General features: G+C 68.4%; 18 protein-coding genes. 8 read left to right on the forward strand and 10 right to left on the reverse strand.

From position 1 onward, the window contains the following. Positions 1-32: 32 nt before the first annotated feature. A complete protein-coding gene (locus tag ACIPK3_RS21900) occupies positions 33-410 on the forward strand; it encodes an STAS domain-containing protein (RefSeq protein ID WP_402572001.1) in 378 nt (125 codons plus the stop codon). A gap of 147 nt (positions 411-557) precedes the next feature. Here ACIPK3_RS21900 and ACIPK3_RS21905 read toward each other — a convergent pair whose 3' ends face one another. Beyond that, the gene (locus ACIPK3_RS21905) at positions 558-974 is read right to left on the reverse strand and encodes a DUF1398 family protein (RefSeq protein ID WP_402572003.1); all 417 of its coding nucleotides are present in this window, start codon (positions 972-974) and stop codon (positions 558-560) included. 105 nt (positions 975-1,079) lie between these two features. On the opposite strand from ACIPK3_RS21905, the gene ACIPK3_RS21910 reads away from it, so the two are divergent. Both ACIPK3_RS21910 and ACIPK3_RS21915 read left to right on the forward strand, forming a co-directional pair. Continuing rightward, positions 1,080-1,556 (forward strand): MarR family winged helix-turn-helix transcriptional regulator, encoded by a 477-nt coding sequence (locus ACIPK3_RS21910; protein ID WP_402572004.1) that lies wholly within the window; start codon positions 1,080-1,082, stop codon positions 1,554-1,556. 140 nt (positions 1,557-1,696) lie between these two features. Next, positions 1,697-2,083 carry a glyceraldehyde 3-phosphate dehydrogenase NAD-binding domain-containing protein gene (locus tag ACIPK3_RS21915; RefSeq protein ID WP_402572006.1) on the forward strand — a complete coding sequence of 129 codons (387 nt, stop codon included), beginning with the start codon at positions 1,697-1,699 and terminating at the stop codon, positions 2,081-2,083. 156 nt (positions 2,084-2,239) lie between these two features. Here the strand turns inward: ACIPK3_RS21915 and ACIPK3_RS21920 are convergent, their stop codons facing one another. The 3 genes from ACIPK3_RS21920 to ACIPK3_RS21930 form a co-directional block, all read right to left on the reverse strand. After that, positions 2,240-2,404 (reverse strand): iron-containing alcohol dehydrogenase, encoded by a 165-nt coding sequence (locus tag ACIPK3_RS21920; protein WP_402572007.1) that lies wholly within the window; start codon positions 2,402-2,404, stop codon positions 2,240-2,242. Between the two features lie 403 nt (positions 2,405-2,807). Continuing rightward, on the reverse strand, positions 2,808-3,506 hold the full coding sequence (locus ACIPK3_RS21925) for a response regulator (protein ID WP_402572008.1): 699 nt from the start codon (positions 3,504-3,506) through the stop codon (positions 2,808-2,810). Between the two features lie 370 nt (positions 3,507-3,876). Then, entirely contained in the window at positions 3,877-4,527 is a 651-nt protein-coding gene (locus ACIPK3_RS21930; RefSeq protein ID WP_402572010.1) for a hypothetical protein, read from the reverse strand. Between the two features lie 634 nt (positions 4,528-5,161). On the opposite strand from ACIPK3_RS21930, the gene ACIPK3_RS21935 reads away from it, so the two are divergent. Continuing rightward, positions 5,162-6,565: a right-handed parallel beta-helix repeat-containing protein gene (locus ACIPK3_RS21935; protein ID WP_402572012.1), complete on the forward strand. Its 1,404-nt coding sequence runs from the start codon at positions 5,162-5,164 to the stop codon at positions 6,563-6,565. 789 nt (positions 6,566-7,354) lie between these two features. On the opposite strand, the gene ACIPK3_RS21940 is transcribed toward ACIPK3_RS21935, so the two are convergent. From ACIPK3_RS21940 to ACIPK3_RS21955, 4 genes are all read right to left on the reverse strand, one after another. Further along, positions 7,355-7,765 carry a VOC family protein gene (locus tag ACIPK3_RS21940; RefSeq protein WP_402572014.1) on the reverse strand — a complete coding sequence of 137 codons (411 nt, stop codon included), beginning with the start codon at positions 7,763-7,765 and terminating at the stop codon, positions 7,355-7,357. A gap of 551 nt (positions 7,766-8,316) precedes the next feature. Next, positions 8,317-10,008, reverse strand: a complete 1,692-nt coding sequence (locus ACIPK3_RS21945; protein WP_402572015.1) for a hypothetical protein — start codon at positions 10,006-10,008, stop codon at positions 8,317-8,319. Further along, on the reverse strand, positions 9,998-11,692 hold the full coding sequence (locus ACIPK3_RS21950; protein ID WP_402572016.1) for a hypothetical protein: 1,695 nt from the start codon (positions 11,690-11,692) through the stop codon (positions 9,998-10,000). Before ACIPK3_RS21950 ends, ACIPK3_RS21945 begins: the two co-directional genes overlap by 11 nt. Before the next feature lie 267 nt (positions 11,693-11,959). After that, positions 11,960-13,390: a VCBS repeat-containing protein gene (locus tag ACIPK3_RS21955; RefSeq protein WP_402572018.1), complete on the reverse strand. Its 1,431-nt coding sequence runs from the start codon at positions 13,388-13,390 to the stop codon at positions 11,960-11,962. A gap of 307 nt (positions 13,391-13,697) precedes the next feature. On the opposite strand from ACIPK3_RS21955, the gene ACIPK3_RS21960 reads away from it, so the two are divergent. Beyond that, positions 13,698-15,380, forward strand: coding sequence for a hypothetical protein (locus tag ACIPK3_RS21960; RefSeq protein ID WP_402572020.1), 1,683 nt, complete (start codon positions 13,698-13,700; stop codon positions 15,378-15,380). A gap of 33 nt (positions 15,381-15,413) precedes the next feature. Here ACIPK3_RS21960 and ACIPK3_RS21965 read toward each other — a convergent pair whose 3' ends face one another. Next, entirely contained in the window at positions 15,414-16,280 is an 867-nt protein-coding gene (locus tag ACIPK3_RS21965; protein WP_402572021.1) for a helix-turn-helix transcriptional regulator, read from the reverse strand. A gap of 230 nt (positions 16,281-16,510) precedes the next feature. Between ACIPK3_RS21965 and ACIPK3_RS21970 the strand changes: the two genes are divergently transcribed. After that, the gene (locus ACIPK3_RS21970; protein ID WP_402572022.1) at positions 16,511-17,392 is read left to right on the forward strand and encodes a helix-turn-helix transcriptional regulator; all 882 of its coding nucleotides are present in this window, start codon (positions 16,511-16,513) and stop codon (positions 17,390-17,392) included. 463 nt (positions 17,393-17,855) lie between these two features. Here ACIPK3_RS21970 and ACIPK3_RS21975 read toward each other — a convergent pair whose 3' ends face one another. Beyond that, the gene (locus ACIPK3_RS21975) at positions 17,856-18,395 is read right to left on the reverse strand and encodes a YbhB/YbcL family Raf kinase inhibitor-like protein (protein WP_402572024.1); all 540 of its coding nucleotides are present in this window, start codon (positions 18,393-18,395) and stop codon (positions 17,856-17,858) included. Between the two features lie 173 nt (positions 18,396-18,568). Between ACIPK3_RS21975 and ACIPK3_RS21980 the strand changes: the two genes are divergently transcribed. Together ACIPK3_RS21980 and ACIPK3_RS21985 are read left to right on the forward strand one after the other, a co-directional pair. Continuing rightward, a complete protein-coding gene (locus ACIPK3_RS21980) occupies positions 18,569-19,273 on the forward strand; it encodes a GntR family transcriptional regulator (RefSeq protein WP_402572025.1) in 705 nt (234 codons plus the stop codon). A gap of 58 nt (positions 19,274-19,331) precedes the next feature. Then, entirely contained in the window at positions 19,332-20,195 is an 864-nt protein-coding gene (locus ACIPK3_RS21985; protein ID WP_402572027.1) for a hypothetical protein, read from the forward strand. The last annotated feature ends 5 nt before the right edge of the window (positions 20,196-20,200 follow it).

Genomic DNA, 20,200 nt, shown 5'->3' on the forward strand with positions numbered 1-20,200 from the left:
GGCGCGCCCATGGGCTCGGGTCTGCTGTGACCATGGTCGAAACCCTCCTCAGGCCCTCACACACCAGCACCGGACCCGCTGCCGACGGGACGGCCGTCGTGGCACTGCGCGGCGAGATCGACATCTTCGTGGCACCACCCCTGACAGCATGCCTCGACGATCTGACGGCCACCGGCCGCCCCGACCTCGTGGTGGACCTCCGCGCCGTGTCCTTCATCGACTGTGCCGGGTTGCGACCGCTGTGCAGAACGCAGCAAAGAGTCATGGAGCGGCAGGGACGCCTGCGGCTCGTCACCAACAGCGACCACCTGCTGCGAATACTCCGCGCCGCCGGACTGGCCGACGCCTTCGAGATCTGCGACCGCCTGCCCGACGGCCTGACTCCCGGGCCCGGTCAGAGCCTCGCCTGAACAGCGCGCTGGGACGACCGGCGTAGCGGCCTGGGACTGGTGCTGACGGTGTCTCGCGGCAGCAACTCCGAGACTGGCCAAGCGGGCTCAGCTGTCTGCGGAGGCTACCGGGAGCGCGATCCCGCCGGCCCGTGGGAGTTCGGGTGCTCAGATGCCGACGGCTGGATAGGTCTCGATGTAACTGTCGCCGTCAGCTCCGTGATAGGTGCAGGTGCGCGCCGCCAGGTCGACGTCGAAGCGGGTGATGCCGGCCTTCCAGCAGCCCCGGAGGAACTCCGGGAAATCGGTTTCGCCTGCCTGGTCGGCGCGCAGCGCCGCAATCAGTGCCGCACGGTCGAACGGAGCTACGTCCACCATGCCGGTGACCAGCGGTTCTCCTTGCGCGGCCACGGGCCCGGCGTCGGTAAGGTAAAGCGCCGCGTTGGAGGGAACCACCATCCTGATCCCGGTGACGCCCGCCTGTCGCAAGGCTTCTGCGAAGTAGGGAAAGCCGCCCACTCGAGGGCGGACGGCGGCCGCGCTTTCCAGGGCGGCCTGCAGGTTCGCGGTCGCGGTAATGCTCATGGTGTTCAGCCTCATCGGTGGAGTGGGTGTGCCCCTTGTTGACTCACGGGACATATAATGACAACAGATTTACGTAACGACAACACATTGTCAATTTGGAGTGTCATGTCGGATGAGATCGCACTGCTGGTCGCGAACGTGTTCGAGGCCGCTGGTGCACTACGCAGATCGGGCGATGCCCTCGCGGCGGGCCTGGGACAGAGCCAGGCCCGATGGCAGCTGCTCAGCGTCGCCTCCGGGAATCCCGTGACCGTCGCACAGGCTTCCCGCCGCCTCGGTGTCACCCGTCAAGGAGTGCAGCGCATCGCCAACGACCTGGTCCGCGAAGACCTGGCCGCATTCCAGCCCAATCCCGACCATCGGACATCCCCCCTCCTGGCTCTCACCCCTGCCGGAGACCGCGTCCTGCGCGAGATCACCGAACGGGCCACCGAGGTGAACCGCATCCTCGCCACCGACCTGTCGCCCGACGAGATCACCACCGCCCGATCCCTGCTCCGGCTCCTCACCGACCGAGTACGCCAACTCGAACACACAGACGCACTCACGCGTGAGAGCGGTCGGCCCAGGCCGCCCACCTGACCGAGCCGGGGGACGTTCACAACCGCCGCGCGCCCCATGCCAGACGCCTCTGGACCGGCGCCAGCAGTTGACGCTCCAGGTCCTCAAGCACCGCTTGCGCAGCCTCCCGTTCGGCAGCCGCTGTTTCCACCTTGCTCCCCATGGGAAGCGTTGCGTTCCTGACCCACACCGCGGCCTCGCCGGGCAGCGGCCGACACCGCCGACAGCCCTACACCGAAACGGAGTTCACCGTCGTGACCGTACGTGCGGGCGTCAACGGCTTCGGACGCATCGGCCGCGCCGATCTGCGCGCCGCCCTCGACCGCTCCGACGCGAGCGTCCAGGACGTCAGGGGCGTCGCGATCAACGACATCTCATCCCCGGCCACCCTGGCCCAGCTTCTGGCGTACTCGACCTTCGGCCGCATCGGACACGAGATCCTCCACGACGAAAGCTCCATCAGCTTCGACGGCACACACATCGCCGTCACGGCCGAAGCGCGATGCCGCGTCTCTCCACCGGTCCGACTGGGGCGCCGACACGGCTAAGGGGTGACATCCGCGCCGGTGCGGGACGTGCTGGGTACACCCACCAGGCGAGCCCGTATTCCGAGGCCCGGGAAACGAATGGCGCGCCAGCGGATGTCGGGGAACTTCTGTCGCATGTCCGCGAAGCGTTGTCCGGGTGCTCGTCGGGCAGCCAGATCACTTGGCCGCGTTCATCGGAGAGCCGCCGCCGAGCGGGATGATCGTGTCCGAGGAGAAGCCGCACATGAGTTGGGCGCCGCGCTGGACGGCGTTGATGCTCGGCTCGGGTTCGACTCTGTCGATGATCTGGAGGGTGACGGGCTCGTGGCGGCGCCGGAGCATACAGCTGACGCGGTCGGTGAAGCCGAGGCAGGTCACAGTGGGGGCCGTGACGCGGTGAACGTCCGACCATGGACGCAAGGTACCGGACGGCCTGCGTCCAGCTGTCGTCGTGAGGAATCATGCTCGTCGTCGACGTCAGCGGTGGGAATCCTGGTACCGCCGCAACGGCGCAGGGCCCGTGTCCCGCCGTCTGGCGAGACACGGTGGGGCAGCGGCCCGTCCCCGCCCTGGGCACCTCGGCTGCGGAACCGTTCCGTGACCGGTGAAGGGTAGGCGGCAGCTCTCTCGCCCTGCGGGGGAAACCCCGGATCCGGGCATGCGGAATCGGCCCGTTCCGGCAGTCGCGCCACGGGCGGCAGTCCGCGCCGGGCGGCCGACCGGCCGGAACCCGGAGGTGCCGATCTCAGCGGACGGATGAGCCCGCCGCATGGTCACGCGCGGCCTGGGTCTGGGTGGCGATGACGGCGGCCTGAACGCGGCGCTCGACTCCGAGCTTGGCCAGCAGACGCGATATGTGGTTCTTGACGGTCTTCTCAGCGAGGTACAGCTTCTGGCCGATCTGGCGGTTGGTCAGGCCCTCACCGATCAGTGCGAGGATCTCCCGCTCACGGTCGGTGAGCTGAGGGAAGTCCGGCGTCCGCGGGCTGGCGTCTCGGCGCAGCCGAGACATCAGCCGGGCGGTGGCGCTGGGGTCGAGCAGGGATCGCCCCGAGGCGACCGTGCGTACGGCGGAGACCAGGTCGGTGCCGTTGATCTGCTTGAGAACGTATCCGGCGGCCCCGGCCATGATCGAGTCGAGCAGTGCCTCCTCGTCGTCGAAGGAGGTGAGCATCAGGCAGGCCAGATCCGGCATCCCGGAACGCAGCTCGCGGCACACGCTGACGCCGTTTCCGTCAGGCAGGCGCATGTCCAGGACGGCGACGTCCGGACGCAGCGCCGGGACGCGCGCGAGCGCCTGCTCGGCGCTGGCGGCCTCGCCCACGACGAGCAGATCGGGTTCGGCGTCCAGCAGGTCGTGCACACCGCGCCGGACGACCTCGTGGTCGTCCAGGAGGAACACCTTGACCGGGGTGACCGTCCGGTCCGCCGGGTTGTCTGTCATCGCTTCTCCGTACGTCCGAGTTCGCTGCCGGAAGGAGGCGGTTGAACTTCTGGCAGTCTCCGTGCGCCCCTAGCTCGCGCTGAAGGGCCGTACGGCCCCATTCTGGTGCCAACTGCTGTGACGAGTCGCACGTCAGGTCCGAAGCCACGGCCACGCACCGGTCCGACTGCGCGATCCAGCCGTACCCATGTCCGCGGTGCCGATGTCTGGATGCCGGCAGATCCGAACGGCCGGGCGGGACGGGGCGTCGCCTCCCGCCGGCGTGGCGGTGGCGTCTGCGGCAAGTGACTGGTGATCTGATGCGCCCCTCTTCCAGTGAGGCCGCGGCCGAGACAACCGTCCGCGGGCTCAGGCGGTGGTCCGCACCAGCTCAGCCGCGCCGGGAGTCGTCGTTGCCATGTCTCCGGGAGACCCGGCCGGTCCAGACGGGTTCCACCTCGGCCCAGGAGCACTGCCAGACGGTGTCGGCGCGCCGGTTCAGGCGGCCCAGGCGGAGACCGAGACCACTGGCGACAATCACAAACAGACAGCCGGCGACGAGCAGGCCGAAGTACATCGCGTCGAGGAGCAGTCGCGTCGTGCGAGGCGGGGCAGCCGAGAGCTGGCCCGTGTCCCCTGTCCAGACTCTGACGATGGACCCCGACGAGGCGTACTGGGGCACCTCCACCGAGCCGGTGTGGTGCCGCTCGGGCGGATAGGTCCATGCGACGGTGGCCTCATAGCGCACAGCTGTCCCGGAGTTGGCGTCAGTTGCTACCAAGGGCGGGGTGAGCAGGACCGCGTCGGCGCGATGGAGGTGGGGTGCCGCCGCTGCCGCGCGTCGTTGGGCCGAGTCGAAGTCCGCCCAGGCCGACGCGGCGCCGAGCAGGGCCGCCAGGCCGACCGCGAGTGCGGCGAAGAGCAGGGCACGACTGCGGGCCCGGTCCGTCGGGCGGGCCAGCTCATTGCGCTCGGCGCCGAGTGCCCTGCGCAGGTGGCGGCCCAGGACATGGGTGGGGCGAGTGCGACAGGTGCTGAGCATCGGGACATCCCTCCGGACGGGTGCGCGGTCGAGAAACACGGGAGGAGGCGGTGCGCCAATGGCACCTGCCGATCATGTGAGGAGAACTCTGCCAACAGGCTCCGGGCCAGCCCAGGGACCAACCGGGCAGGGTGGTGGACCGGTGGTCCCGACACCGAGAAAGACGCCTGCTACAGCACCGCCTAGCTGCAGGACCTCCTCGACGAATGGCTGGTGCACTACTACTCCGTGCCAAACCCGCTGCACCGCGTGGTCACCGTCTGCCGGTAGGCTGCACGTGCACAGCGGGTGAGCCAACGCGGTGCACAAGTTGCGCCAATCGGTTGATCGTACAGAGATCCCACCGCGTGACCTCTGGCATCGGGGAATCCGTTTCCGGACGTGTGAGAACCCGTTATCGGTCACCTCCCGGAGTACGGCACGAGTCCTGAGAACAGGAGCGAATGCCGTACGGACGGGGAATGGAGTCGCGGAAGCCGAAGTCCCGCTGTCGAACCGGCACCTGTCCATGACGGTCCCGTTCGCATCCCCAACCCGGCGGTCGCGCGCTCCCTTGGTCTGGTGACCTGCTGACCGCTGACGAGACCAGGCATCGCATGGCAGGTCGTTCGACATAAGACGTGGAGGAGTGCAGATGGTCAAACAGACGAGACTCGTCGGCGCGATGCGCTCGGTGGCTGCTGTCACCGCGGCCACCGCGGCCGCCGTGGTGTTTCCGGGCGCGCTACCGGCTCATGCGGCCTCAGTAGGCTGCTCAACCGGTGCGCTGATCACTGCGATCAACAACGCCAACAGCGGGATCAACCCCATTTTGGACCTTGAGCCCTACTGCGTATACGTCGTGTCCTCGGTCTCTTCGGGCGAGGACGGGTTGCCGCCGATTACCGACTTCGTCACCATCAACGGCAACCACGCCACGATCCAGCGTTCCGGTACCACCGCTTCGTTTCGCCTCCTGGACGTCACCGTCGATGGCGACTCGTCAGGATTCCTCTCGGTCAACAACCTCACCGTCATGGGTGGCTCCCTGACCACCGGAGGGCGGGGCGGCGGCATTCTTGTACAGGCCGGAGGCAAGCTCGATGCCACCGCCAACTTGACCATCCAGGGCAACTCCACCACGAGCCACGGCGGCGGCCTGGCGGTCGACTCCGGGGCCACCGCGACCCTCACCGGCAGCCTCGTCAACGACAACAGAGCCACGAACGGCAACGACGGCGGCGGCATCCGCAGCCGAGGGACACTCACCCTGGCCGGCACGGTGGTGTCCGGGAACCGTGCGACAGGTTTCGGTGGCGGCGTGTCGAGTGGCGGAACGCTGAACATCACCACCAGCACCATCAGGAACAACACGCTCGGGGGGACTCCGGCGGGTCAGGACGGCGGTGGTCTGGAGGTCAGCAATACCACCGTGGTGCAGGACAGCGTCATCCGGGACAACTCCGTCATCAACGGCGGCGGCGGGGGCGTCTATGTCAACTCTGGCGCAGATTTCACCGCACAAGGCACCACAATCTCCGAAAACACCACGAGCACCACCAACACCACTGTCAGTCCCGCCGACGGTGCCGGCATTCTCGCGGACGGTCTGAGTTCCGTGACCCTGGACAGCAGCCATGTCACCGGGAACAGGATCATCAGCGCGAACGGGCACGGCGCCGGCGTCCTGGTCTTCGCGTCCTCGCTGACAACGCAGAACACCACCACCATTACCGGCAACATCGCCTCCGGCAAGTACTCCCAAGGCGGCGGCATCTGGGCCATGGGCGGCACCGCGAACGTCTCCCTGTCCGGCACCTCCATTACCGGCAACAAGGTAACGGGTACCGGATCCTTCGCTGCCGGCATTTACAACAACGGCGGTACCGTGTCTCTGACCGGCAGCTCCGTCAGCAACAACACAGCGCCAGTCGCCCCCGCACCCGGTGGCATCTGGACCAATGTGGCCATCACCTCGGTCCCGGGGTCCACGATCACCGGAAACATCCCCACCAACTGCCTGTTCAGCCCAGCCCCCGTCACCAACTGCTCTGGCTGACCATCCCGACCGGGTCTGTCATCAGCTGGTCGTCCACAGCCTTCGCCGACACAGCCTCCGTGGGCTCAGCGGTCTCGGACCCGGACATGTTCTCACTGGTCATCGATGCATCTTCCATGTTCCGGAGTGACACCGAACGATTTGCGGTCCCGGAGCTGAGCCATGACCAACCGCATCGGCCGAGCCCGGTCCGACCGCAATCAATCCCCGGTGGACCTCCCGCCTCCCCCAATACGGCGTCAGGTCCACCGTGCCACCCGCGGCGCCGTCCGAACGCAACGCCGCCTCCGAACACGTGGTCACCGCCTGCGCCGGAACCGCCGCCGATCCCGCGAGCGGCACCTCACCGTCATCCCAAGAATGACACTTCGCCGGCACATGGGCGTTCCTCCGCCGGCTCACACCAAGTCGTCCGTTCTACGGGTGCCGAACGAGAGCACCGAACCCAGTGAGCGCATACGGACACAAAAACTGACATGCCGTCATCCAGTCGGAGGTCATACGGTCAGCTCTGGCCACTTCCCATCGGCGGCCTCGACGAACTGGTTGACCAGCTCGGTCACCGGGAGGGACCTGGCTCGGCAGCCGGCCATTGAACCGGCGGCCGGGGAACAGGTGACAACTGCTCCAGGCTCGGCCGGTGCGCGTCGGCCAAACCGAACCGCCGCGTCACCGACAAGGTGGCCACAGGGTCTCCGGTGTGTGGTTCTTCTTGGCCGCCCCTTGCCGGAGACCTCGCTCCTTCCCGATCGGGACCTACTGCCGCGCTCAACTCACTTAGAACACGCCCTATTTGCGCTTGGGCCAGATGGGGCCCTGGTCGGTCCAGATGACACCCTTGTTGCGGCAGAGACAGAAGGGGTGGCCGATGGGGTCGACGTAGACACGGAAGCCGTAGCCGTCGGGGCCGGTGCAGTCGCGCTTCAGGGTCGCGCCGAGGGCCAGGACGCGGCGCTGTTCGGCCTCGATGTCGTCGACTTCGAAGTCGAGGTGGAACTGCTTGGGGTGCTCGCTGTCGGGCCACTGCGGGGCGCGGTAGTCCTCCACCTGAATGAAGGCCAGTTCGATCCCGCCGAACTGGATGCCAGCCCAGTTCTCGTCACTGCTCTCCTTGACCGGAAGCCCCGTCACCTCGGAGTAGAAGGCTGCCAGCTTCATCGTGTCCGGGCAGTCGATGATGAAGTCGGTTAGTCGTAGCATTCCGCGATCTTGCCACAAGATCAAACGAGCCGGTGAGCAGGACTTTGAGAGAGGCTCTGATGGGCTGAACACGAGGGGTGACAGCAGCCGGCTCGGCCTGTGCAGACCTCGCGACCTTGGCAAGACTGATTCCAGAGAATGCGGGTGTGGCATGCCATGCGGCTGGGGCGTATCGACCGCGAGATCGAGGCAGTCCGGCAGATTCAGGCAGTGCAGGAGCACAGTCGACGGTTGAATTCGCGACTATCCGGGGGGGATCGTGGAGCCCGGGATCGGTGTCGACCGGCCGCCCGTGCAGGTCCACCAGGGCACTCGCCACATGGCGGGCAAGCGGTACCCCGGTGGGGCGAGAGGAGGCACGTCGGCGCCTGACGGGTAGCCACTGCCGACCCGGGCAGCAGCTCGGAATCGCGGGCCGTATCGGTTCGGCGGTGCCCGCGCGGACCGCGGGGGCCGAGCCACTGGCATTGGCTTCGGCCCCCTGTCTGTGCGGCGGGCGGTGGCCGGGGGGAAAGCCCGCCACCGCCGCTCGTGGGGCTGGAGTCTTCGGCTCAGCGCACGTCGACGAAGACCGGGTTCCCGTCGCTGTTGAAGTGCGTGGCGTCACCGAAGTACTGGATCAGCCAGACACCGTCGACGGTCGCTTTGCCCTTGAGCTTGACCCTGCCCGCCGAGTCGGTCGTTCCGGAGGCGAGGTAGGTCCATTGCTTCGAGCCCTTCTTCTGGAAGAACAGCTCGACGTGCTGGCCCTTGTACGCCCTCCAGGATGTGCTCGGATACTCCTGAAGCGTGCCCGAGACCGTCACCACGGTGTTCTTGCGGACCTTGGTGGCGGACGCTTTCATCGAGGCGACGCGGGTTTCGGTGCGGTGCAGCCGGACCGGGGCGCTCGCGGCCTCCGCGAGCGCGTCGGAGGCCAGGTGGTGCACCCGGTAGTAGCCGTCGGAGTAGCCCCACGCACTCATCGTGAACTGAGCGGGACCGGAGCCGGATCCGGAGCTGTGGGCGGTGAGAGTGGCGAGCTTCGTCCAGCCGGTCCGGCCGTCATGTGAGTACTCCAGGAGGACGGGCTCGTCGGTGGCGAGGTCGCCGACGCCGTACGTCTCCCCGAGCCGGCCGGACACCGTGACCCGGCCGTTCGCGGAGAGCGAGGAGCTCACCTTGCGGAATACGCCTTCCGCCGGCACTGCCAGTGGGCCGGTGGCGTCGCCGCCGTACAGGAAGGGCCCGCTCGGCATCGCGTACCACTCGACGGAGTGGCTGCTCGCGGCCGGGGACAGCTCGGCGGTGAAGCGGCCGTCGGCTCCGGCGGTGAGGGTCAGAGACTTTCCTCCGTGGTACTTGTCCAGCCCGACGACCACCGACGCCCCGGTCACCACCGGGGAGTTCGCGGCGGTGCCGGTCCGCACGACACCCGAGACGGTGACCGTCTGGCCGGGAAGTACCCGGGTGCGGTCGGCGGAGGCCGTGACATACACGGCCCTGCGCTGGATGTTCACGCCCCGGACGGCGTCCGCCGTGCCGTGGGCGTCGGTGGAGTCCTCGGAGAACCGGGCTGTCACGGATGTGGCGCCGGTGACCGTGAAGTCCCCGGTGGTGAAGCGGCCGTCGGTGTCAGTGGTGAGCGACCGGGTGCCGTCGGCTGCCGCCGACCTGTCGGTGTCGCGGACGACCTCGACCGTCCGGCCGTCCAGCGGCACCAGGTCGCGGCTGCCTGGCTGGACGCCGACGAGGCGTCCGGTGACGGCGGTGTCCGGGTGCTCGAAGTCCGGGACGACGGACTGGGCGAGGGCGCCGAAGCCGCCGTCGTCGGCGACGAACTCCGGCCGGAGGGTGAAGTCCAGCGCGCCGGCACCGGTACGGGTCGCGGTGTGGCCCTGGTCGTCCGCGGCGGTGATGTCGATCGCGTAGCGGCCGAGGTGCGGCATCGGACCGCCGTCCTCGGTGAGCTTCAGCAGCTCGTCGTCGGGCAGCGACCAGTGCCCGTTCTGCCCGGTGAGGGCCAGCGGGCCTGCCACGACGCCATCCTCGTCACGGATGGTGGCCGTGACGGAGGAGAGCGAGGCGCCCGCGGCGTCCGTCCACGCCGGGACGGTGAAGTCGCCGTGCTCGCCCGAGACCGTGCGGGCGGTGCCGATGCCGATCGGGCCCGCGTTGTCGGCGAAGGCGGGCGCGGCGCCGGTCAGCGCCGTGACCACGGCGAGCGCGGTGGTCAGGCTGAGGGATACGCGCTTAGCGGGCATTGACGTACTCCGTCTTCGACTCGCTGTAGAAGTGCTTCGCGTCGGGGGCGTAGACCACGGCCCACGTGCCGTCCTGGTAGGCCTTGGTCTTCAGGCTGAATCTGCCGTGGCTGTCGGTCTTGCCCTTGACGGTCCAGTACCACTCGCTCTCGCCCTTGGGCCGGAACAGTACGGTGACGTTCGCGCCCTTGTAGGCCACCCACTTGGCGCCGGACTTGTACTGCACGGTGCCCTTGGCGGTCAGCGGACCGTTCAGGCGGGGCGCGTTCGGCGTCATGTCGAAGGACGCGAAGCGGGTGGCCACCCGGGCAAGCTTGACCACCGGGGAGGTGACGCCGAGCAGGGTCGGGCTCTCCGTGTGCGCCAGCCGGTAGTAGCCGGAGTCTCGGGGCGCGCGGCCCCGCACGGTGAAGGGGCAGTACCCGGCGGTGCCGCCTTCCGCCTTGGCGGAGGCGACGTTCTGCCAGCCGCTCCGCCCGTTCGCGGAGTACTGGAGCGACACCGACTGGTCCGCGCAGGTCCAGTCGGGCAGCAGGTGGCCGGTGGCGGTGACGGCGCCGTAGGCGTCCAGGCCGATCCTGACCTTGTCCAGCTTGGCGGCCCTGGGAACGGTGACGTCGTCCTGGACCGAGCCGGCTTCCCTCAGGTAGTCCGAGGGCGCGACAAAGGTGTAGTGATGGGTTGTGTAGGTCGCCGTCACGTCGTAGGAGAAGGAGCCGTCAGCGGCGGAGGTGCCGCGGCCCATGACCCCGGTCAGATTGTGGTCCCAGGCATCGGGCCGGCGGTCGGTGGTGACGACGGGCGCCCCGGCGAACGGCACCCAGCCGTCCGGGCCGAGACGCTGGACCCCGCCGCTCATGGTGAACGTCTTGCCGCTGTGGACGCGCGTGTTGGACGCCTCACCGGTGATCCGGTATGTCAGCGGTACGACGTCAACCGACGGCAGCTCGCGAGCCGGCCCCGGGACAGTGCCCTCGGCCGGGAGGACGGCAATGGTGCCGTACTGGACCGTCCCACCAGAGGCGATCTTCAGCTCGAAGGCCCCGGAGGCATCGGTGACGACGGTCTCCGACGGCCTGTACCAGGTGCCGTCGCGGAACGAGCTCCAGGCGACCCTCACCCGGGTGCCCGCGTCGGCCGGGCGGGTGTTTCCGGTGGCCGGGTCGAACACGGTGGCGGTGCCGCTCAGCACGACCTCGCGGTGGTCGTAGTCGATGGACGCGCGGTCGAAGCCGACCTTGGCGATGTCGGTGTGCAGGCGGTAGTGGAACAGCCCCGAGACGCCGTGTTCGGCGCCCTCCCAGTGCTGGACGGTGCCACCGGGCATCCGGTAGTCGATGTCCACCGGGTAGTCGCCGTAGGCCGTGCCCTGGGGCAGGCTCAGCACCCGCTCGGTGGACCAGTCACCCTGCACGGAGTACGTCAGGTCGTCGGTCGACGCCAGCACGGCCGCGTCCGGCGCGGCGGACGCGCGGACGCTCACCTTCACCCACAGCGCTTCACCGCCGGCGGACAGGGCGACGGACAGCCTGCCGTCGTGCCCGGTGGTCAGTTGCCCGACGGTGACTCCGTCGGCGAAAGCCGGCCCCGCCGCGGCCAGCGGCCCGGCGCCCAGGCCGGTGACGATCAGAAGTATGCCTGCCGCACGTATGGCGGCAGGCCGATGTGCGCGCGAAATGCGCATCCAGGGACCCCCCACAGGTCAGAAGACGGCGTCCAGCCCTTCGGACACCGAATACCGCAGGGTAACCGACCAGTGGGACAGCAGTGGGGGCCGGGGCAGTAGGGCCAGTAGGGGTGCGGGGGTCCATCCGTCAGTGCGTCGGTGCACCGCCGACTACGACCGTCGCAAACGCCGAGACCGGAAGCGGGACCGCGGCCAAGCCGGACCCCGTTCCCGAGGACCGGCCGGCGCACGAGCCCAGCGGTCCCCGGGGCACTGATGTCCGGGTCAGATGACTCCGAGGAGTCCGTTGCTGCCGAGGAGGGTGTTCTCCTTCTGCGGGAGGCCGACGGACGGGGCGGTGAGCACGTGGCTGCGCTTGGCGGTGGGGCCGTTGCTGCCGCCGGGGAGGATCCAGACCGCGCCGGTGAAGGAGTTCTCCCCCGCGGCGGTGATGAGGAGTTCCGGTTTGCCGTCCTTGTTGAGGTCTCCGACGGCCACGGTCGTACCGAACGAGTCCTCGGTCTCGTCGGTGTCGGGGATGTCGGCGGTGTTCTGCGTGAAGGCGTAGGAGCCGCTGCCCAGGGCCCCGGTGCGGCGGCCGGGGATGACCGTGACCTGCCCGGCGTTCGTCCTGCTCGTGTCCTCCAGTGGTGAACCGATGACGATGTCCGCCACCTTGTCTCCGTTGAGGTCGGCCACCGCGAGAGCAGCGCCGAAGTTGTCTCCGCTCTCACTCGAGTCCGGGACACCGGGCGTGTTCTGTGTGAGCTGCACCGGTTTCGCGTCCCGCGCGATGCCGTTCGCCGAGCCGTACCAGAGCAGCACCCTGCCGCCGAGCGCACCGTCGGCTCCGGCGAGGTTCGGGTCGTCCGGGTCTCCGACCACGAGATCGGTGTATCCGTCGCCGTTGATGTCCCCGGTGACTGCGTGCAGGCCGTTGCCCAGCTGCTGTGCGCCTCCGTAGACGGGGTCGATGTACACCTCGCCGCCGCTCAGGCCGCTCAGCCGGAGGGTGAGAGCCACCCCGTTCGGGGAGCCGTCTTGGTCGAAGTCGCCCAACGCGACGGCTCCGACGGAAGGGGTCTCCTGGTTCGCCACGGCCCGGCCGTAGGTGCCGCGGTTGCTGAACGGCCCCGTGAAACGCATGACCCCTTCGTACCCGGCGACGAGCACCTCCGTCCTCGCACCGGGGCCGGTGCTCAGCGCTGCCACGTCGAGGCCGTAGTAGTAGCTGCGGGGAGTGGTCGCCGGCAGGTCCGTGCCGGACGTCAGCCCCTTCTTGCTGCCCCACAGGACCGTCACCGTGCCGGCGTCCCTGCCCTTCGCGGTGTCCTCGTACGGGGCGGAGACCACGAGATCGGCATAACCGTCCCGGTTCAGGTCGGCCGTCGCGGTGGCGGTGCCGAAGCCGTCGTGCGGCTCGGCCGTGTCCGGTACCCCTGCGGTGTTCTGCGTGATGGTCGCCCGCCTGGCCGTCGACAGCCCCGACCTCGATCCGTACAGCACGACCACGGCCCCGGCACCCTCCTTGCCGGCGACGTTCGCCCCCGGCGCGGGCAGCACGGCATCGCGGTAGCCGTCACCGTTGAAGTCACCGGGCACCGCTCCGTGCAGAGCCACAGCCGGCGTGGCCGACAGCAGCGGAACGCCCATGACGCCGGCGATCAGTACAGCTGCGGTTCTCCATCCGGCGCGCACGCCACGTCTGTTCCCCATGAACATGTTCCCCCTCTGCACGGCGCACCTGGCGTGCGCCGCAATCAGGGCATCGTAAGGGGAATCCCTGACTGAGGATGATCATTAAAGGGCATCGCCAGCAGCCGACGTGCGCCGCCAGACCGCAAGTTGACCCCCCTCATGGCTCGTTGAACAGTCACGCCCCTCGGCGACCAGGTGTTCGACCCAGTCGCTATATTCATTGATCACTCGGTCACGATCCATACCGGACGAACGGTGACGTCGGGACGGGTACCGGAAAGGCCTCCTGAGCCGGGGCCATGTGATCCTGTGGGGGGACACCACCGTGCGACGTACTGCTCTGGTTTCGACCGTCACTGTCACGGCGCTGGCCGTCTCGATGTTCAACGGGTCCGCGCCGGCCCGTGCCGACGCCACCCCAGGCGGTGGACCTGTCCTGGATGCCGCAGACGCCTGGTACGACTTTCCCGGAATGGTCTTCGTCACCGCTCACTCGGACAATCCGATCACCCGTATCACCGCCCACTTCACCCCCGTCGACGCCCAGGACGGCGCGCCCGAGGCCGGGTTCACCGATGACTTCACCCAGCAGTCCGGCACGGACGGCCGGTCCGGAGTCTGGCGGGCACCGGTCCACCTGGCGGAACTCGGTGAGTACCGGATAACCGTCGACATGGAGGACTCCTCCGGTGCCACGGTCACCGGCGCCGTGTCACGGTGGACACTGGAGTACCAGACCATTGTCACGGTCTCGGGCCTCACGGTGGCGCCGGCCAGGCCGGACTTCTTCCATCAGAAGGTGACCGTCAGCGGTACCGAACTCGCCGAAGACCCACGGACGCCCGACAGCCCAGTGCCGGTCGCCAACGCGCCGGTCCTGATCACCTCCCAGGGCACCTCTCCATTCGGCAGGTTCAACACGCAGACCGGCGCCGACGGGCACTTCACCTTCTCGTTCGTCCCCACCTTGCACTGGGCCGACATGACGGCGTGGCCACAAGCCTCCAGCGCCTACCCCGGGGCGATCGTCCTGAACTCGCCCGTGCAGCACATGCACCCCGTGCAGGCCCCGACGCGGTTCACGGTGAACACACACGCCCTCAACCTGCGCCAGGGCACGACGGGTACGGTTACCGGCCGTGCGGAGATCCAGACGGCGAACGGCTGGCAGCCACTGCCGCACACGTCGCTCAGCCTCATGGGTACCGGCTCCTCGCAGGGCGGCTTCGGGGGGACGGCCACCACGGACGACAGCGGGTTCTACACCCTGCGCGTTCCCTCGGAGGAACCGTTGCCGACGAGCCAACTCGTACTCGGCGAAACACCGTTCCTGCAGCCCGCCACCCAGCCCTTCAGCCTCCACGTGGCATACACGACCGACCTCACCATGGACGCCACACTCGGCGACGACTCCAGGCTTCACGTCTCGGGATACATGTTGTACAGCGATTCCCGCGCCCACTGGCCGTCCAACACCGCCGTCAGCATCGAATACTCCAAGGACGGCAAGACCGGCTGGAAGTCCGCGTCCACAATCCCAGTGAGGATCAAGCGCAACAAGCCCAACTTCCAGGAGGATTTCAGCGCATCGTTCACCGCGCCGAACAACGCTTACTGGCGTGCCCGCTTCAGCGGTAACCCCGACCTCGCGAGCAGCACCACCAAGCCCGTCCACTTGCGCCGCTACCCCACCCGGATCACTGGGTTCGACGTCTCCCCCGAACCGGTCCGCAAAAACGGCTTCATCCACCTCAAGGGCACGCTCCAGTACTTCACGGGTACCACCTGGAAGCCGCTCGCCGACGCCAGCCCCGCCCTGTACTTCCGGCCTCGCGGAGCCTCCGCCTACCGCTACGACAGCGACCTGAGCACCGACTCCAAGGGCCGAATCCGCAACATCACCCTCAAGGACGCCCAGGACGGCACTTGGGCGGTCGCCCTGAACCGCAACATAGACGACCAGTATCTGAAGAGCCCCATGGCCACGGACTACGTCGACGTGCGATGACCATGCCACGCAGCCCGGCCTCCCGCTACTCGCTCATGTACGCCGATCGTGCTCGTCGCCGGCAAGGTCGACCACGGGCACGACTGCTTGGGTGTGCTGCGGGCGGGTGCCCATGGCCCTCAGTGTCTCGAAGGCGGCTGCCGTCGGGCTGGCAGGTTCGGCTTGGTAGACCACCAGTTGCTGGTGTGGGGCACCGTTGACAGTGAACGCGGCGAATTTGATGTACAGGTCTCCGACCTGGGAATGCTTGAGGTGCTTGCCCTCCTGGGACTTGCCCTTGACGTCGTGCAGCTTCCAGAGTTCGGCGAACTCCTCGCTCTGCGCGGACAGTTCTGCTACGACTTCGGCGATGCGCGCGGATTCGGGGTGGTGTCCGTAGGCGGCCCTGATCTCAGCGACACAGGAGTGGGCAGCTCGCTTCCATTCCTGGTAGAACTCGCGCCCAGCTGGGTCGACGAACACCATGCGGGCGAGGTTGTCGAAATCCTCGAACCCGCTGTGGAGGGCCGTGGCGAGTGAGTTGGCCGCCATGATGTCGAGGGCTGGGCCAACGACGAAGGCCGGCGTGTGCTCCCATCCGTCCATCAGCTGCAACAACTGCTGGCTGACGTCCGCCTCACCCCAGTCGCGCGGCCGTTGCGAGGCAGCGAGCCGGAGGCGGTTGAGATGGTCGGTGGCCTCCGCGTCCAGTTTCAGCGCCTGCGCCACGGCGTCGAGAACCTGCGGGGACGGGCTGTTCTCACGGCCCTGCTCCAGACGGCTGTAGTAGTCGGCGCTCACTCCGGCGAGCAGCGCGATTTCCTCTCTGCGCAGTCCCGGAACCCGGCGTCGCCCGTATTCCGGCAGACCGACGTCTTGTGGCTTCAGGGCTTCCCGGCGGGCTCGGAGGAAGACACCCAAACGTGTCCCATTGCTCATGCGGCAAGGCTAGATGGTTTCCAGTCGGCAAGAAATGTCGGTGGCTCAATATGGCGCCACGTAGCGTGAGATTCACGAAGGGTAGCAGTCTGCCCCTGCCATGACTTGCTGCGGTCCATCGCACGATTTCCCTCGGGGAACCCGCAGTCCTGGGTGTAACGCACCCACCATCGGCCGAACCGTGCCCGACGTTTTCCGCCTACCTTGGCAGGATGGACAACGCAACGCACCCTGACCCGGTTGGAGGGCTGGGCCAGTTCCTCCGCTCCCGCAGAGAAAGCCTCAGCCCTGCCGCAGCGGGATTGTCCCCGTCCGGCGCGCGTCGGCGAAGGGTGCCCGGTCTGCAACGTGACGAGGTCGCGACACTCGCAGGTGTCAGCCTGAGCTACTACAGCCGACTCGAGCAGAGCCGTGAACTCGGTCCCTCTCCCCGGGTGCTGGAGGCTCTTGCCCGCGCGCTGCAACTCGGTGATCAGGACAGGGAGGAGCTCCTTAGGTTGGGCCGGCCGACAGCCCGCCGCCCCAAGTCCCCCGTCCGGATCGAACGGATCCGCCCGCACCTGCGGCAATTGATCGAAAGCTGGACCAGAACACCTGCCTTCATCGTCGGGCACGCCCAGGACCTGCTGGCCACCAACGCGTTGACCGATGCCCTCTACGGTGACTTCGCACAGCACGACAACGTGCTGCGCATGCTCTTCCTGGACCCTGCGGCGAAGTCCTTCTACCGGAATCCGGAGCGGGCCAGGCATCGTGCGGTCGCCGACCTGCAGCAGACCGCGGCCGGCGCTCCCGACGATGCCCGCGTCCTGGAACTCGTCGGCGAACTGTCGGTGCGTAGCCGCGAGTTCCGAGCCTTGTGGGCACGCGATTACCCCCGGGTTCCGCCCTACGACGTAAAGCAGATGTACCACTCCGTCGTGGGAGAACTGGAGCTGCGCCACGAGGCCCTCAACATCCGCAGCACCCCGGGACAGCAACTCATCATCCTGCAGGCCGAGCCGGGATCGCCCTCCGCCGACGGACTGGACCTGCTTGGTTCCCTCACCGCACCCGAAGCGCCTCACCGGCAGAATCCCGCACACGGCGCCTGAGTCGGAAGGCAGCACGGCGAGGTGTCTGATCCGATGGTCCTGGGCTCATTGGAAACGCTGCTCAGAATTCGCTGTCCCGCCCGGATGTACGCCTCGGCGTCCTAGGTGCGGGGCACGCAGGAATACCGTAACTTTCAAGGCTCTGCAGCGGACGGGCACACTCGAATTACGGCAACAGGGAATCCGGAAAAGAGACGCTGTCCCTTGAGATGGCCGCGTTCAGGATCCAGTCGATGGTCGTCGAGCCGGGCGTCTTCCGCACCACTTCGCCAGCTCCCTTCGGTCGCCGCGGACCGCATCGCCGACCACGACGACACCCCCGCGCACGTGACGCTGGACTGTATCGGCCGGCCGAACCACGCCCAAGTCGGTGACCTCGTCAAGGGAGCCGCGCTCATCGTCGAGGTCGCCTGACATCCCGCCGGGAGCCCTCGACTTCGGGCGCCCGCGGCCCACTCGTTCGTCAGGCGGGGGTTTCGGCAGTGGCGGTCAGAACCGCGCGGCCGAGGATGTGGCCGGCCATGGTGAAGCCGAGGACGGCTGGGGTGGCGTCGGTGGGGACGCCAATGGTGTCGACGTCGAGGGCGTGCACCACGATGAAGTAGCGGTGCGGGCCGTGACCGGCCGGCGGGGCGGCGCCGATGTAGCGGGCCGCGCGGGCGTCGTTGGGCAGTTGGAAGGCGGCCTCGGGCAGGCCCGAGCCGGTGTCGTCGCCGGCGCCTTCGGGCAGTTCGGTGACGGTGGCGGGGATGTCGGCGACCGCCCAGTGCCAGAATCCGGAGCCGGTGGGGGCGTCGGGGTCGTAGACGGTGACGGCGTAACTCCTGGTGCCTTCCGGAGCGCCGCTCCAGGACAGCTGTGGGGAGATGTCCTTCCCTCCGGGGACACCGAAGAGGCCGGAGTGCTGCTCGATCGGCCAGGCGGCGCCGTCGGTGACGGTGGTGCTGACAACAGTGAAGGAGGCCGTCTCGGGGAGTCGGGCGAAGGGGTTGTTGGCGCGCATGGCGTCGTTCCTTTCGTGTCGTGCTGTGGAGTGGAGTCGAGTGGAGTGTCGGTGCTGCGGCCTCCGGGGCCCCCAGCGGCGCCAGGGAGGCACTGCCATCGCGCTTCACCCGCCATCGAGATCGACCATAGCATCAATAATCGATTATCTATCCGATCGTCTATGATGCAGACATGAGTCAGACGACCTCCACCGCGCCATCGACGGGGAAGCAGATGCTCTCCGAGCAGGTCTTCACACACCTGCGGGACGCGATCATGCGCGGGGACCACGCCCCCGGTGACGCCCTCAAGCCCCAGGACCTCGCCAAGGAGCAGGGCGTAAGCCTGGCCGTCGTGCGAGAGGCGCTCGTGCGGTTGGTCGGCGAGGGCCTCGCCGACCGGCTGCGCAACCGCGGCTTCGCCGTCCCGGCCTTCTCCGACCGCCGCTGGCAGGAAATCGCGGAGGCCCGCCGCAGCATCGAACCGGTCGTACTGCGCATGTCCATCGAACGCGGCGACGTCGACTGGGAGGCCCGAGTACGAGCAGCCCACCATCGTCTGGCCCGCACCCCGGCGTACGCGCCGGAGGAGGGTGAGCACTACACCGACGCATGGGCCGAGGCCCACCGGGTCTTCCACCGGACCCTGCTGGAGGGGTGCGGCAACCCCGTCCTGCTGGAGACCTTCGACCGGATGTGGACCGCGAGCGAGCTGGCCCGCCGCTGGTCGGCGCACCGCAACCCCGACCGGGACGGCGCTCTGGAACATCGCCGGCTCGAAGAGGCCGCGCTTGCCCGCGACGCCGACACCGCAGCCGAGGTCCTGGCCCAGCACCTCACGCAGACCGCGGCCGGACTGACCGACCGCCCCCACGACAAGCACGCCAGAGAAGCCTGATGCGTCTCGCGCATCCGACCGCACCGCCACACCTGGTCACCGACACCGGAGCCACCACATGACTTCCTTCGAGGCGAGCACAGGCCGCCACTGCCACAACGCCGTCAGCCCCCTGCACGCAGCCATGTACTTCGCACCGGAGCGGCAGGACGAACTCGCGGCGCTCGGACTGGAGCGAGGAGCCATGTCCTACTACGCGGGCCGCGCCGCCCCGCTCGGCACGGTCGGCGCGAGCACGGTCACCGCGACGTTCTACAACTTCAACCACGATCACGTGAAGCGGTACATCCCCGCCGCATGGACGGTCACCACACCAGAGGCGGTACTCGCCGCGCTACTGCGCGGCGTGGACGGGATGCTGCGGCGACAGCTCGGGCAGGAGGTTCTCGCGTCGAAGGAGATCGCCGAGGCAGCCGGACTGGCGCTGCGCGCCACCGAGGCGTGCCGCCGCGAGGCGCGCCCGCTGTACGCCGCGCACGCCGACCTCCCGGTGCCCGAGGAGCCACACCTGGCCCTGTGGCACGCCGCGACGCTGCTGCGCGAGCACCGGGGCGACGGCCACCTCGCCGCCCTGTCTGTAGCCGGCCTGTCCGGCATCGAGGCGCTGGTGCTGCACAACGCCACCGGCACGGCACCGACATCGGCACTGTTCATGCGGACCCGAGGCTGGTCCGCGCAGCAATGGGACGCCACCCGGGACCAGTTGCGCGTGCGCGGCCTGCTGGACGAAGCAGGAGACCTCACACAGGCGGGCTCGGTCCTGCGCGGTGAGGCCGAGGTGCTCACCGACCGCCTCGACGCCGCCCCGTACGACCACCTCGGCCCGGCCGCCACCGCACGCCTCACCGAACTGGCCGGCGGCTTCTCCAGAACTCTCAGGGCAGCGGGCGCCTTCCCCGCGGTGCACTTCGGCAAGGGCTGAGGGAC

Source organism: Streptomyces sp. NPDC086787 (assembly GCF_044745865.1).
GTDB lineage: Bacteria > Actinomycetota > Actinomycetes > Streptomycetales > Streptomycetaceae > Streptomyces.

What these genes read in the sequence shown, in the direction of transcription:
- ACIPK3_RS21900 (WP_402572001.1), top strand. Translation starts at nt 33, where the DNA reads ATGGTCGAAACCCTCCTCAGGCCCTCACACACCAGCACCGGACCCGCT.
- ACIPK3_RS21905 (WP_402572003.1), bottom strand. Translation starts at nt 974, where the DNA reads ATGAGCATTACCGCGACCGCGAACCTGCAGGCCGCCCTGGAAAGCGCG.
- ACIPK3_RS21910 (WP_402572004.1), top strand. Translation starts at nt 1,080, where the DNA reads ATGTCGGATGAGATCGCACTGCTGGTCGCGAACGTGTTCGAGGCCGCT.
- ACIPK3_RS21915 (WP_402572006.1), top strand. Translation starts at nt 1,697, where the DNA reads ATGGGAAGCGTTGCGTTCCTGACCCACACCGCGGCCTCGCCGGGCAGC.
- ACIPK3_RS21920 (WP_402572007.1), bottom strand. Translation starts at nt 2,404, where the DNA reads ATGCTCCGGCGCCGCCACGAGCCCGTCACCCTCCAGATCATCGACAGA.
- ACIPK3_RS21925 (WP_402572008.1), bottom strand. Translation starts at nt 3,506, where the DNA reads ATGACAGACAACCCGGCGGACCGGACGGTCACCCCGGTCAAGGTGTTC.
- ACIPK3_RS21930 (WP_402572010.1), bottom strand. Translation starts at nt 4,527, where the DNA reads ATGCTCAGCACCTGTCGCACTCGCCCCACCCATGTCCTGGGCCGCCAC.
- ACIPK3_RS21935 (WP_402572012.1), top strand. Translation starts at nt 5,162, where the DNA reads ATGGTCAAACAGACGAGACTCGTCGGCGCGATGCGCTCGGTGGCTGCT.
- ACIPK3_RS21940 (WP_402572014.1), bottom strand. Translation starts at nt 7,765, where the DNA reads ATGCTACGACTAACCGACTTCATCATCGACTGCCCGGACACGATGAAG.
- ACIPK3_RS21945 (WP_402572015.1), bottom strand. Translation starts at nt 10,008, where the DNA reads ATGCCCGCTAAGCGCGTATCCCTCAGCCTGACCACCGCGCTCGCCGTG.
- ACIPK3_RS21950 (WP_402572016.1), bottom strand. Translation starts at nt 11,692, where the DNA reads ATGCGCATTTCGCGCGCACATCGGCCTGCCGCCATACGTGCGGCAGGC.
- ACIPK3_RS21955 (WP_402572018.1), bottom strand. Translation starts at nt 13,390, where the DNA reads ATGGGGAACAGACGTGGCGTGCGCGCCGGATGGAGAACCGCAGCTGTA.
- ACIPK3_RS21970 (WP_402572022.1), top strand. Translation starts at nt 16,511, where the DNA reads ATGGACAACGCAACGCACCCTGACCCGGTTGGAGGGCTGGGCCAGTTC.
- ACIPK3_RS21975 (WP_402572024.1), bottom strand. Translation starts at nt 18,395, where the DNA reads ATGCGCGCCAACAACCCCTTCGCCCGACTCCCCGAGACGGCCTCCTTC.
- ACIPK3_RS21980 (WP_402572025.1), top strand. Translation starts at nt 18,569, where the DNA reads ATGAGTCAGACGACCTCCACCGCGCCATCGACGGGGAAGCAGATGCTC.
- ACIPK3_RS21985 (WP_402572027.1), top strand. Translation starts at nt 19,332, where the DNA reads ATGACTTCCTTCGAGGCGAGCACAGGCCGCCACTGCCACAACGCCGTC.